Source organism: Actinomycetota bacterium, from assembly GCA_041658625.1.
GTDB lineage: Bacteria > Actinomycetota > JAHEXW01 > JAHEXW01 > JAHEXW01 > JBAZZW01.
In genome coordinates this window covers 632,602-645,579 of sequence record JBAZZW010000001.1, presented here as the reverse complement: position 1 = coordinate 645,579, position 12,978 = coordinate 632,602, and the positions used below count along the sequence as shown (strand labels likewise).

At 54.3% G+C, this 12,978-nt stretch carries 12 protein-coding genes; 5 read left to right on the top strand and 7 right to left on the bottom strand.

Annotated elements, in window-relative coordinates:
* Window positions 1-56: 56 nt before the first annotated feature.
* From WC891_03330 to WC891_03300, 7 genes are all read right to left on the bottom strand, one after another.
* Window positions 57-2,099 carry a sodium-translocating pyrophosphatase gene (locus WC891_03330; protein ID MFA5866980.1) on the bottom strand — a complete coding sequence of 681 codons (2,043 nt, stop codon included), beginning with the start codon at window positions 2,097-2,099 and terminating at the stop codon, window positions 57-59.
* Window positions 2,100-2,206: 107 nt separating this feature from the next.
* Window positions 2,207-3,436 (bottom strand): MFS transporter, encoded by a 1,230-nt coding sequence (locus WC891_03325; GenBank protein MFA5866979.1) that lies wholly within the window; start codon window positions 3,434-3,436, stop codon window positions 2,207-2,209.
* A 4-nt stretch (window positions 3,437-3,440) separates the two neighbouring features.
* On the bottom strand, window positions 3,441-4,109 hold the full coding sequence (locus WC891_03320; protein ID MFA5866978.1) for a TrkA family potassium uptake protein: 669 nt from the start codon (window positions 4,107-4,109) through the stop codon (window positions 3,441-3,443).
* A gap of 18 nt (window positions 4,110-4,127) precedes the next feature.
* Window positions 4,128-4,775, bottom strand: coding sequence for an NAD-binding protein (locus tag WC891_03315; GenBank protein ID MFA5866977.1), 648 nt, complete (start codon window positions 4,773-4,775; stop codon window positions 4,128-4,130).
* Between the two features lie 74 nt (window positions 4,776-4,849).
* Complete coding sequence (locus WC891_03310) at window positions 4,850-7,657, bottom strand: cation-transporting P-type ATPase (GenBank protein MFA5866976.1); 2,808 nt, start codon at window positions 7,655-7,657, stop codon at window positions 4,850-4,852.
* Entirely contained in the window at window positions 7,654-10,446 is a 2,793-nt protein-coding gene (locus WC891_03305) for a cation-transporting P-type ATPase (GenBank protein ID MFA5866975.1), read from the bottom strand. Before WC891_03305 ends, WC891_03310 begins: the two co-directional genes overlap by 4 nt.
* Window positions 10,439-11,056, bottom strand: coding sequence for a DedA family protein (locus tag WC891_03300; GenBank protein MFA5866974.1), 618 nt, complete (start codon window positions 11,054-11,056; stop codon window positions 10,439-10,441). Before WC891_03300 ends, WC891_03305 begins: the two co-directional genes overlap by 8 nt.
* Before the next feature lie 109 nt (window positions 11,057-11,165).
* On the opposite strand from WC891_03300, the gene WC891_03295 reads away from it, so the two are divergent.
* The 5 genes from WC891_03295 (at window position 11,166) to WC891_03275 (ending at window position 12,886) form a co-directional block, all read left to right on the top strand.
* Window positions 11,166-11,465, top strand: a complete 300-nt coding sequence (locus tag WC891_03295; protein ID MFA5866973.1) for a metalloregulator ArsR/SmtB family transcription factor — start codon at window positions 11,166-11,168, stop codon at window positions 11,463-11,465.
* The gene (locus tag WC891_03290) at window positions 11,462-11,656 is read left to right on the top strand and encodes a hypothetical protein (GenBank protein ID MFA5866972.1); all 195 of its coding nucleotides are present in this window, start codon (window positions 11,462-11,464) and stop codon (window positions 11,654-11,656) included. Before WC891_03295 ends, WC891_03290 begins: the two co-directional genes overlap by 4 nt.
* Before the next feature lie 15 nt (window positions 11,657-11,671).
* Entirely contained in the window at window positions 11,672-11,896 is a 225-nt protein-coding gene (locus tag WC891_03285) for a thioredoxin domain-containing protein (GenBank protein ID MFA5866971.1), read from the top strand.
* A 3-nt stretch (window positions 11,897-11,899) separates the two neighbouring features.
* Entirely contained in the window at window positions 11,900-12,586 is a 687-nt protein-coding gene (locus tag WC891_03280) for a cytochrome c biogenesis protein CcdA (GenBank protein ID MFA5866970.1), read from the top strand.
* Between the two features lie 117 nt (window positions 12,587-12,703).
* Window positions 12,704-12,886, top strand: a complete 183-nt coding sequence (locus WC891_03275) for an FmdB family zinc ribbon protein (GenBank protein ID MFA5866969.1) — start codon at window positions 12,704-12,706, stop codon at window positions 12,884-12,886.
* Window positions 12,887-12,978 lie beyond the last annotated feature (92 nt).

Here is a 12,978-nt window from a genome sequence, read left to right as displayed (position 1 = left end):
TTCTTTACTCTTTCATCTTCAAGAAAAACGTATTTATGACTTATGCATTAAAGGGTTTACTTAAAGAATCCTCCCAGCAGGCTGCCATAATGGGCCAGCAGCGGGGCGATGAGCAGGGCGACGATGTTGGTCACCTTGATCATCGGGTTGATGGCCGGGCCGGCCGTATCCTTATACGGATCGCCGACCGTGTCGCCGGTGACGGCCGCGGCGTGGGCGTCGCTGCCTTTGCCGCCGAAGTTGCCGTCCTCAATGTATTTCTTGGCGTTATCCCAAGCGCCGCCGCCACTGGTCATGGCCACGGCCATGAAGAAACCGACGACGATGCTGCCGACCAGGACGCCGCCCAAAGCTTCCGGACCTAAGATAAAACCGACCAGGATCGGCGTACCGACAGGAATCAAAGCCGGCGCGACCATCTGACGGATGGCCGCCTTGGTTACGATATCTACCGTCCTGGCGTAATCCGGTTGTCCGGTTCCTTCCATGATGCCGGGAATCTCTCTGAACTGCCGTCTGACCTCGTCGACGACGCCGCCCGCGGCTTTACCGACCGCCTCCATGCAGAGTGAGGCGAAGATGTAAGGCAGGAGGCCGCCGATGAACAATCCGATAAGGATGCGGGGGTCGCTCAGGTCGAACTTAACGGCCATACTGGCCGGCAGCTCCTGGGTGTACGAAACGAACAGGACCATGGCTGCCAGAGCCGCTGAGCCGATAGCGTAACCCTTGGTCACCGCCTTGGTCGTGTTACCGACCGCGTCCAGCGGATCGGTGACGGCGCGAACGCTCTCCGGCATGTTCGCCATTTCGGCGATTCCGCCGGCGTTATCGGTGATCGGCCCGTAAGAATCGATGGCGACGATGATACCGCTCATGGATAGCATAGCCATGGCGGCGACCGCCACGCCATACAACCCGTCGCCTAACACATAGGCGACGGCAATACCGACGATAATAAAGAAGACCGGGAAACCGGTCGACTGCATGCCGATCGCCAGACCCTCGATGATGTTGGTGCCCGCACCGGTCGTCGAGGCCGCGGCGATTTTCTTAACCGGGCTGAACCTGGTCGCGGTGTAATACTCGGTCACTACGACAATCCCGCCCGTTACAGCCAGGCCAACAAGCGAGCAGCCATATAACCTCAGCGGGTCGACCGCCTGGCCGGCCGCCGTTAGGCCTTTCATAAGGTAAGCGGTTATCGGATAGAAGCCGATGGCCGCTAACGCGCCGGCCGCTATCAAACCCTTATATAGGGCTCCCATTATGCTGCCGCCTTCTTTCGCACGGACGAAGAAAGTGCCGATGATACTGGCGAAAATTGCCAAGCTGCCCAGCGCCAGCGGGTAGATTACAGCGTTTCCCTTGCCGAAGATAATCTCACCCAGCAGCATCGCCGCGATGGCGGTAACCACGTAGGTTTCGAACAAGTCGGCCGCCATACCTGCGCAGTCCCCGACGTTGTCGCCTACGTTGTCGGCGATAACGGCTGGATTACGAGGGTCGTCCTCGGGGATCCCCGCTTCGACTTTACCGACGATATCGGCGCCGACGTCGGCTGCTTTCGTATAAATGCCGCCGCCCAACCGAGCGAACACGGAAATAAGGCTGCCGCCAAAACCTAAACCGACAAGTACCTTCACGTCCCCGAAGATCCAATAGACGACGGTGACAACCAGAAGCCCCAAGCCGACGACCATCAGGCCGGTCACGGTGCCGCCGTGAAAAGCCATCCGTAGCGCCGGGCTTAACCCTTTCCTGGCGGCTTCAGCCGTCCTTACATTAGCTCGCACCGAAACATTCATGCCGACATAACCGGCCAGAGCCGACGCTATGGCGCCGACCAGGAAGGCGACACTAGTCTGCCAGCTGATAGCAATAAGCAGAATCGCCAGTGCAACCGCGACAATGGCAACCGTCGTGTACTGGCGGTTAAGGTAAGCGCGAGCGCCGTCCTGGATAGCCTTGGCGATCCGCCGCATCGCGTCGTCTCCGTCCGGGTGCTTCATAATCACATAAATCAGTAGCCCTCCGTAGCCAATGGCGACGAACGAAGCCAGAATGGCAACCAACAGAATTACCGTGGATAAATCCATGCACTTACCTCCTCAAACACAAGAACCCGGACAAGGTGAAACAGGACATTACAAAAGTGATTTTTACCATTATAGAGGTCATAAGTAAATAAGACAATAAATAAGAGTCAGATTGTCCCGGCGGCGTTCTGCCGCCCGCGAGGCAAAAAGATAAGGAGGAGAAGCAAAGCCAGCGCGGCCATACCGGCCCCGTAGAAAAACGGCGCCCGGACGCTGACATTAACCCATAACCAGCCGGCAAAAAGGCTGGCGGGAAGCAGCGCCATACCCATGGTCATATTGAGAAGACCGTACGCGGTGCCGCGAAGGTTCGCCGGCACCAAGTCGGCGGTATAAGCCTTGAGTATGCTTTCCGTAAACGCGTAGTAGAATCCGTATAGCGCGAACATAAGCCAAATAATGCTCTGGCTGTCGGCCAGCGCGAATCCGAGGTAGACGCCGGCAAAAACAAGAAACCCCAGCGCCATCACCCAGAATCGCCCCAACCTGTCGGATATGATGCCGGCCGGCGTGGCCAGGGCGGCGTTCACCGTGTTGAAAAGCAGATAGGCCAGGGGAATCAGAACTACAGCCAGACCGACATTCCTGGCGCGCAAAATCAAAAACGCGTCGCTGGAGTTGCCCAAAGTGAACACAAGGACAACCAATAGAAAAAGTTTGAAGCGCCGGTTAAACGGCTTGAGGCTGATTTTGGGCGCCGCCGGCGGCTCTAGGCAATCGGACGGGACGGCAATCCGTTTCTCCTTAACAAACGCGAAGATAATGATAACGCCGATGACGGCCGGTACAACCGCCAGCATAAACAGTTCCCGATAGCCTTTGGACGTTGAATGCGCGGCGAAAACAGGCAGCAGCAGGAACGCGAGTGTCGGGCCTAGCATTGCCCCGATGGTATCCATCGTCCGGTGGAAGCCGAAGGATTTGCCGTAGTTGTCGCAATCGCTGGAATCGGCGATCAACGCGTCTCTGGGAGCCGTCCGGATGCCTTTGCCGGCCCTGTCGACGAATCGATACGCGAGGATCTGCCAAACAGCCGTGGAGAAGATCAGAATGGGTTTCCCTAAGGCGGACAGAGCGTAGCCGGCAACGGTCAACTTCTTACGTCCGTTCAGCCTGTCCGACAGCCATCCGGAGAAAACCTTAAGCAAGCTGGCGGTCGACTCGGCGATTCCCTCGACCAGGCCGACGAATGTGACCGGCGCGCCCAAAACGGTCGTCGCGAAGATGGGCACGATAGGATAGACCATTTCGGATGAGATATCGGTGAAGAGGCTGGTTAAGCCCAGCCAGAAGACGTTCTTTTTTTGCCCGAAGATGGTGTCCCGAGAACGGGCCATCGACTTATTTGGATGAACCCAGAGTTTTTTGCAGAGCCGCTTCGCCCGTCCCGGTCGTGACCGCAAGAATCTCGTCGCCGGCTTGCAGCACCGTAGTGCCCTTTGGCAAGATAAGCTCGTTGCCGTGAATAACTGTGACCAGTACGACTTCAGCGGGTAGCGACAAGTCTTTTACGGCTTGTCCGACAGCCGCGCTGTCGTCCGCTAGCGTGACTTCTACCAGGCTTACGTCGCCTTTTCGCAGCTTTAATAACGTAACGATGTCGCCAAGGGCGATTTCTTCCTGCAGCAGTTTGGCGATCATGTGGGTGTTTGAGAGCGCTACGTCGACGCCGAAGGATTCGCGGAACAGCCATTCGTTTTTGGGGTTGTTGATTCTGGCGATGGTATTGGGGACCTCATACTCGAGTTTGGCCAGCATGCATACTACGATATTGTCCTCGTCGTGACCGGTTACCGCGACGACGGCGTCGGCTTTCAAGACGCGCGATTCATCAAGGATATATGGTTCGCAACCGTCGCCAAGGATGACATTTAGCTCCGGCATGTCCTCGCGGATTTTCACGACCTGTTCCTTGCGCTCTTCGACCAGGGTGACCTCGTAGCCCGTGTCCGTGAGCATCTTGGCCAGATAAGAACCTACTTTGCCTCCGCCTACTATGACAACATACATGTTATCTCCTTATAGCCCCTAAGGGGTCAGCATCTTCTTAAGCCGTGACATGGATGTAGTCAGAACGGCGATTTCAATAATGTCATGTTCTTTGAATATGTCTCCCGGTCCGGGAATCAAGGCTTTTCCGTTCCGGATTATCGCGACAACGCTTATTTCTCCAGGGACTGTTAGCTCACCGACTGTCCGTCCGACCAGTCTGGGCGGTATCGTTGTCTTGGTAACCTGCACTTCTCCGTCGCCAAGCGAGATATCGCGGATCATGCTGGTATAAGTAAGGAAAGTCAATATTTCGTTGGCTGCCCAGGTAACGCTGGCGACGGTCGGAATGCCAAAGCGCCGGTAGATTTCGGCTCGCCTCGGGTCGTAAATTCGCGCGACGACAGTCGGCACGCGGTAGACGTCTTTCGCGATCGTCGCGGACACGACGTTTGAGTTGTCTCCACTGGTAACGGCGAGAAACGCGTCGGCTCTCTCGATACCGGCGTTCTTCAACGCTTCGCCGTCGAAAACCATTCCCTTGACGGTTTGACCCTTAAAGGTCTTTCCCAACCTCTCGAACGCGTCGGGATTCTTATCCACGACGCTGACGTCGTGGCCTTCCAGAGAGAGCTTTTTCGCTAGAGTGGCGCCGACTCTTCCGCAACCGGCAATAATTATCTTCATCAGTCGCTCCTTATGGTAGAACCTGCCTGCCGAAGGCAGGCTGCTTTCATTATACAAGAATCATCGCGCGCCAACTACGAAGCTGGGTTAGATGATTTATCTTTCATCCGAAGGCTTCGCCGTATGAAGTATTTACGGATTTCGTCGGCGATCAATAGTAAAGGCGCCAGAGAAAACAGGAATATCCAGTCGACAAGGCCAAGCGGGCCATGTTCAAAAATGCGCTGGAAGGGTTGCACATAGATCAATACGAATATGCCGATGCACTCGCCCAGGATACCCCAAAGCAGAAACTTGTTGGAAAAGAAGCCGACTTTAAAGATGGACTCCCTGTTCGTGCGTTGGGCAAAACCGTTGCCGATCTGCGTTGTCACAACCGCCGCGTGTGTCATGGTGGTGGCTTTAACATAAACCAAACCGGAAGCCGCCATGGCCATCCCCGGCCGCCAGCCGTTCATGAGGTACATAAAGTAGAAAGCTGACATCGCCGCGACGGATTGTATCGGACCGAGGAAGAGATACGCCTTAGCCAAAACGGGCGCTTTCAACAATCGCTCGTTGCGGTCGCGGGGCGGCCGCGTCATGACCCCGGGCTCCGGCGCTTCCGTGCCAAGAGCGAGAGCCGGCAGCATATCCGTACCGAGGTCGATGGCCAGTATCTGCATTATAGTTAAAGGCAGGGGGATCTTGAAGAGAACGAACAAAAGAAACGGCACAAGCTCCGGAAAATTGCTGGTAAAGATGTAGATGACAAACCGCCGGATGTTGTCGTAGACCGCCCTGCCTTCCTCGATCGCGTGGACGATGCTCGCGAAGTTGTCATCTGTCAGGATCATCTCGGCCGCTTCTTTGGCTACGTCGGTTCCGCTGATGCCCATGGCCACTCCGATATCGGCCATCTTTAAGGCGGGAGCGTCGTTAACGCCGTCGCCGGTCATGGCTACGACATGGCCCATGTCCTTAAGCGCTCTGGCGATTTTCATCTTGTGTTCAGGCGATACCCTGGCGAACAGGATATTCGGTTTGTTAAGCTCATCTATTAATTGTTGTTCGTCCATGCCTTCCAGTTCGTTCCCGGTCACGATTCTCGCGCCGGCGCCTTTAACGATGCCGATACGGCGGGCGATCGACTCCGCCGTCAAACCATAATCGCCGGTAACCATGATGACCTTAATACCCGCTGTGGCGCACTGCTCGACGGCCTTGGCGACCTCTTCACGAGGCGGATCCATCATGGCCATTAGGCCGACAAAAACCAGCTCTTTCTCGGTCGTCTCGGGGGAGAATTCTTTCATTCCTTTAGGGATTTCCTTGTAGGCCATGGCCAGGACCCGCAATCCCTCTTTGGCGAAGGCATCGTTCTGGTCGATGATCGCGCGGCGGGTCTTTTCGTCAAGCGGGACGATGCCGTCCGGTTTGGCAAGCCGTGTACACAGCCCAAGTATCTCTTTCGGTGCGCCTTTGACGTAGCCGATCTTGCCGATTTTATGATGCATGTGAATCGTCGTCATGCGTTTTCTGACCGAGTCAAACGGGAGTTCATATACGCGTTTGGCCGAGGCCAGTTCTTGAGAGTAGTCGAAATCAGCTTTCTGGGCGGCCACCAGCAAGGCGCCTTCCGTGGGATCGCCCAGAACCGTCCAGCCCCTGGATTCGTCTGACGGCGGAATGAGCCTGGCGTTATTGCAGAACGAAGCCGACCGCATAAGCATCGAAATCGCCTCAAGCTTTTCCTTGGTAAGCTTCTGATCTTTGTGGGCATATTCACCGGTCGGCTCATAACCGACGCCGGTTACATGGATGTGCTCCCCGTTAACCCAGATTTCGCGAACCGTCATTTCGTTTTGCGTCAGGGTCCCGGTTTTGTCGGTGCAGATAACAGTGGTGCAGCCCAGCGTTTCGACGGACGACAGTTTCTTGATCAGAGCGTGGCGCTTGGCCATTCTTTGGACGCCCATGGCCAGTCCTAACGTTACGGTTGGCAGTAGGCCCTCCGGAACCAGGGCGACGATGATTCCGATGGAGAACAAAAATCCTTCGGCGAGTGATAAGCCGGCGACGAAATATCCGAGAACAAAAAATAATACCCCTGTGCCCAGCGACAGAAGCGCGACGACACGGGTCACTTTGGTCATTTCTTTCTGCAGCGGACTCGGCTCTTCCTTGACGGCCTGAGTCATCTGGGCGATCTTGCCGAATTCCGTGTGCATGGCGGTGGCGAAGACAACCGCCCGCCCCGAGCCATAAGCAACCGACGTTCCCGCGAAAACCAGGTTGGGGATCTCGGTTTGCGTCAGTTTGTCGCCGGTAACCGGAGCGCTGGTCTTTCTGACCGGTTCCGACTCGCCGGTAAGAGTGGCGTTGTTCGTTCGCAAGTCGAACTCTTCAATTAGACGGGCGTCCGCAGAAATGTTGTCGCCTTCCTCGAGCACGAGGATATCGCCGGGGACGATGTCGATGGCCATAATCTCTTGCACCTCGCCGTTTCTGACCACCTTGGCCTTACTCGGCATCATCCTTTTCAGGGCTTCGGTGGCTTTCTCGGCCTTGAATTCCTGCCAGAAAGAGAAAATGGCGTTGATAAAGATAACAGCGAAGATCGCATATCCGAGCTGAGGCATGTCGGCTACGAACGCCATGCCGCCACCGATCCACAAAAGGATGGCGAAAAGGTGGTAGAAGTTTTCTAAGAATTTTAGGATAATCGACTTCTTCTTGAGCTCGGCAAGCTGGTTTAAGCCAAAAGTTTCCAGACGGCGCGCGACTTCGTCCGATTCCAAGCCTGATGTTTCTGACTCAAGAAGCTTTAGGACGTCATCTTTCGGAGCGCGCGGAACTTCTTTCTTGGCGGCTTCAGTTAAGGAAAAGGTTTGAACATTCATTTATCTATTCTAACTTGGTTCTTGTCTCGCCATCTTGCGACCGCCTTTCGACTTTCTTCCGCGACAAAGAGAAGTATCCCAAATCCGAATAGAATCAGCCAATGCACCAAACCTAAAGGCCCCGTGTGCAGGACATTGTTTAACAGCGGAACATAACTGATAAGCGCGAAGATTATTAAGCCGATAATTTCGCCATAGATAAGTCTGCGATTGCTGAACAATCCGATTCTAAAGACCGACACCTTGTCCGTGCGAATGGCGAATCCATTGAAGAATTGGCCGACAACAACGCCGCCCTGAGTCATGGTCACTGCCTGCCGGTAAAGCAACGAGGTGTTAATGTCCAGAGCCTGCCCCCAGTGCCAGCCGCCGAGATAGAGAGTGAGCAGGAATCCTCCGACAGATCCGAGAGACTGGATAAGGCCAAGGAATAGCAGGCGTTTGACGGCCGCAGCGTTCATAAGCCGGTCATTACGGGGCCTGGGCGGTTGATCCATGATACCGGGTTCGGGCTGTTCTGTTCCCAAGGCTAGTCCCGGCAGAACATCGCTGCCGAGGTCAATAGTCAAGACTTGCAGCACTCCCATCGGAATCAGGTTTATGCCTGAAAACGAGGCGAACAAGAACGGACTAAGCTCGGACAGGTTGTGGCTGAAAATATAGAGCACGAACCGTTTGATATTGCTGTAAACGCCGCGGCCTTCCTCTATCGCCGTTACGATACTGGCAAAACTGTCATCAAGCAAAACCATGACGGCGGCTTCTTTGCTAACGTCTGTGCCGCTCACTCCCATGGCTACGCCTATATCAGCCGCCTTGAGGGCGGGGGCGTCGTTGACACCGTCGCCGGTCATCGCCACGATATTGCCCTGTTCGCGCAAGGTTTGAGATATCTGTAATTTCTGTTCCGGCGCTACTCTAGCGAAGATGATTTCGTAGTTGGTCTCCAGAACCTTGGCGAACTCGTCTTCAGACATCGCTTCCAGTTCAATACCGGTAACGATTCTGCAGTGGTTTCTGGTCACGATGCCGATACGGCGGGCAATGGCTTCGGCCGTTAGCCCGTAGTCGCCGGTAATCATGATAATCCGAATACCGGCTCGCTTGGCCTTGGTGACCGCGTCGGCTACTTCGGGACGCGGCGGATCCGCCATGGCCATCAGGCCGATAAATACCAAGTCTTTCTCGGCTTCTTCCTGGGTAAACTTATGCGCGGTGGATGACATTTCGCGGTAGGCCATAGCGAGAACTCGCAGCGACTCCCGCGCGTAGGCGTCATTGGCTTCTAGAACCTCCGACCGGAGTTCGTCGGTCAGCTTCTCTATCTTTCCGTTTATGAGGATTTTCACGCAATGGCCGAGGACTTCCTTGGGGGCGCCCTTAACATAAGAAAAAACCTGTTGGCTGTCTGGCGAACGATGGATGGAAGACATCCTCTTGCGAACCGATTCGAATGGGAATTGGTAAAGCTTGGGATGAACATCCAAGATCTCATCCTGATTTAGTCCGGCCTTAGCGGCGGCGACGATTAGCGAAGCTTCCGTCGAGTCGCCGAGGATGGTCCAATTCTTCACTTCATCGTCCGGCGCGACCAGACGGGCCGTGCTGGCCAGAATGGCCGTTTTAAACATCAAGCCGCCCGCGTCCAGGACTTCTTGCGCGGATAGCTCGCGCCCGTTTTCGGAAAAAACGCCTATTGGTTCGTAGCCAACGCCGCCGACTTCCAAGCGTCGCCGGCTGATCCACATTTCCTTGACTGTCATTTCAGCTTTTGTTAAAGTGCCTGTTTTATCCGTGCAGATAACATTGGTCGAACCCAGCGTTTCAACAGCGGAAAGCTTCTTAATAAGGACGTTGGACTTGGCCATCCTCTGAATAGCAAGTGCCAACGACACCGACATGGTAGCCGGTAAGCCTTGCGGAACAAGCGCCATCATGACGCCGAGCGCGAACAGAAACGCTTCGACATACCCCATGCTCAGTTGTAAGGCCACCCCAAACAGGATGAAACCGATGATAATGGCTATAACCGCCACTCGCTTGGCCAGGAAATCAACTTGTTTCTCTAGCGGGCTAGGCGGTTCCTTGGCTGTTGTGGTCAGCCGGAAGACCTCTCCGAACTGAGTGTACATACCGGTATGAAGGACGACGGCAGCGCCGTTACCGGTCGCGACGCTGGTGCCCATGAAGATGAGGTTTCTAATGTCGGTCTTGGCCAATCCGTCGGTTTTGATAGGTTCCGAGGTGACCTTTACTGGAGAGGATTCACCGGTCAGCGTCATGTTGTTTGTGCGAAGTTCAAATTCCTCGACGATTCTGGCGTCGGCGACTATATTATCGCCCTCCTCCAGGACCAGTAGGTCGCCCGGCACAACTTCCTCGGCAGGAATCTGTATTCTTTCACCGTCGCGCGCGACACGCGCGAAGACCGGCACGAGTTTCTTTAAGGCCTCGGTCGCTTTTTCAGCGCGGTATTCCTGGAAAAAGCCGATGATCGCGTTTAAGATGACGACCATGATAATGGCTATAGCCACATAAAGTTGGTATATGTCGCGGCCGATGAAATAAGACACAAAAGCGATCAGACTGCCGATTTCCAGAAGGACGGCAAAGAGGTCTGTGAACTGAGCGATCAGACGGTAGTAAATGGGCGTGGACTTCTGCGCGATTAGCACGTTGGGACCGTATTCGCTAAGCTTCTTAGCCGCCTCTTCGGATGTCATACCCCGGCGGGAAGTATTCAGTTCTTTATAAGTCTCGCCTGGCGTCAGTGACGAAATGTCAACCATTTCGCAGCCCGTTTCTCCTCTTTATGTGCGCGTAAACAAAGTACGCGACGGCCGCTAACAAGATGACTCCAACTATTATTGTGGCAGCGTTGAAATACTTGGTTATCTTGTGCCATTGAGAACCAAGCGCGTAGCCGGCGAAAGCCAGTCCGGTGTCCCAGGGCAGGGCGCCCAGGGTCGAATATAATAGAAACTTGCCCATGTTCATCCTGGACACGCCGGCGGGTACGCTGATGACGGCGCGGACAACCGGGATCATCCGGCCGAAGAAAACGGTTTCGTGGCCGTATCTGTCAAACCAGTGATCCGCCCAGTCGATCTCACGCTTCTTAACAAAAACATATTTGCCGTATTTCTCGATGAAAGGCCGCCCGCCGTATAGGCCGACATAATACGAAATTATCGAGCCGAACAGGTTGCCGGCGGTTGCCCAAATGATGATGGGGAATAGGTCCAGCTGGCCTTGATAAGCCAGAAAACCGGCGAAAAGGATGACGACCTCGCTGGAGACGGGCATACACATACTACTGAGAGTCATAAGGACGAATATAGCAGGATAGCCCCACACGGAGATGGAACTGGTGATAGCGTTGGTCAGAGATCCAATCAATGAAAATCCCCCTAAAAACAATCAACCTATAATTCTACTCCTGATTGTGCGAAAAGCAACCGGGCCTCGCGCCGTTGACAATATAAAGACATATTTATATACTTTATATATGAAAGCCGAAACGCTATTGCCGATATTCAAGAATCTGTCCGATTCGAACAGGTTCAACATATATCTTTACCTGGTTGGAGGGGGAGAAAAGAGCGTTGGCGACATCTGCGCGCACATGGGTTTATCGCAGCCGTTGACCTCGCATCACCTTCGTCATTTACGTTTGGTCGGCCTGGTCGTCTGTCGGCGGAAAGGTAACAGCATCCTCTATTCCGCTTGCGGCGAGAAACTGAACTGGTTCTGCAGTGTAATCCATAACGAGCTACGGGGAAAATCAGGATGTGAGAATACGGTATGAGCAACTTTTGGAAAGCAGTCATCGTCATAAGCGTTATCGTAATCGCGGCGGTTATAGTCGTCCCCAAGATGATCGGGACGAATCAGACAGACGGAGCGAATTCGACGTCGGCAGGATCGTCGCTGCCGGCAATCGAAAAAACCTTGGAGAACGGGAAACCGACGCTTTTGCTTCTGCGCTCCTCGAACTGACCGGCCTGCGTCACGATGGGCCAGTTGGTCGATGAGCTAAAACCGCGGTACGACGGCAAAATCAATTTCATGGCTGTCTTTGTTGACGAAGAAAAAGAACTTCCGGTTGCCGAGAAATTCAACGTGCAATTCGTGCCGATGACGATACTTTTTGACAAGAACGGAAATGCTGTGGATTCTCTGGAGGGCGTAGTCGACAAAACCGTTTTATCCAAGAAGCTGGAAGAGCTGGCGAAGTAGCCGATGACCTGGCAGCAGGCTTTAAGCGGCATACCTATCGCTACCTATCCCGGCGCGTTTCTCTGGGCCGCCGCCTCAGGAATATTCAGCCCCTGTATGTGGGCGATGTTCCCCATAGTTCTCAGCTACGTAGCCCACGAAACGGCCAAGGGCGAGTCGCCTAAAAGCCAGGGATTTGTCTTGTCGGCTTCGTTTGTTGCCGGCATGACACTCGTTTATACGGCCATGGGTGTAGCCGTTTCCCTGGTAGGCGGTAATTTGCCGGTTTCGCAGAGCTATATATCTCTGTTCGCGGGAATTATGCTTGTTTTGATCGGCCTGAATTTCCTGGGCGTCTACCAGATCCGGCTACCGGCGTTCATGAACGCGGCGCCCAAACCGACGAGGCGTAAAGGCGTCGTCGGCGCGTTTATCCTCGGCATGTTCGGCGCGGTTTTTATGGGGAATTGCGGCATCGGGTTCTTGATGCCGGTGCTGACGGTTGTTCTGGAGAAAGGCAATGTTTTGTATGGCGCGACGATGCTGTTTATTTTTGGGATTGGGCACGGATTGCCGTTATTGTTTCTTGGGACCCTTGCCGGCTTTGCCAACGCCTGGTTAAAGAAGGCCCAAGCGGCCAAGAAATATGTCGATATCGCCAGCGGCATTATCTTAATCGCCGTCGGAATCTACTATCTAACGCAAATATAAGAAAGCCACGAGGCGCGAGCCTTGAGCCACGAGGCAGCTTCGGTGTCTTGGCTCTTTGCAGTTACTTTATCAACTCGCGGCTCACGGCTTATGGCTCATGCCTAACAAGGAGGAAAAATGCCTGAATATGATTTTGTCTGCGGCGGCTGCGGCGAAGCGGTCACCATCAGAGCAACGATGAAAGAGAAGCAGGAAGGACCAAAGTGTCCGTTATGCGGCAGCGATGAGCTGGCTCAGGTCTTCTCGCCGATCGGTGTTTTGGGCGGCTGCGAAAGTTCGCCCAGTAAGGTGCCCGGGTGAATGTCTTGCCCCAACGACGACTGCTCGTGAAGCGGCCACCACTATCCATCAAATAACAAATAAGAGATAATAAATCAGAAATTATAGGCGAA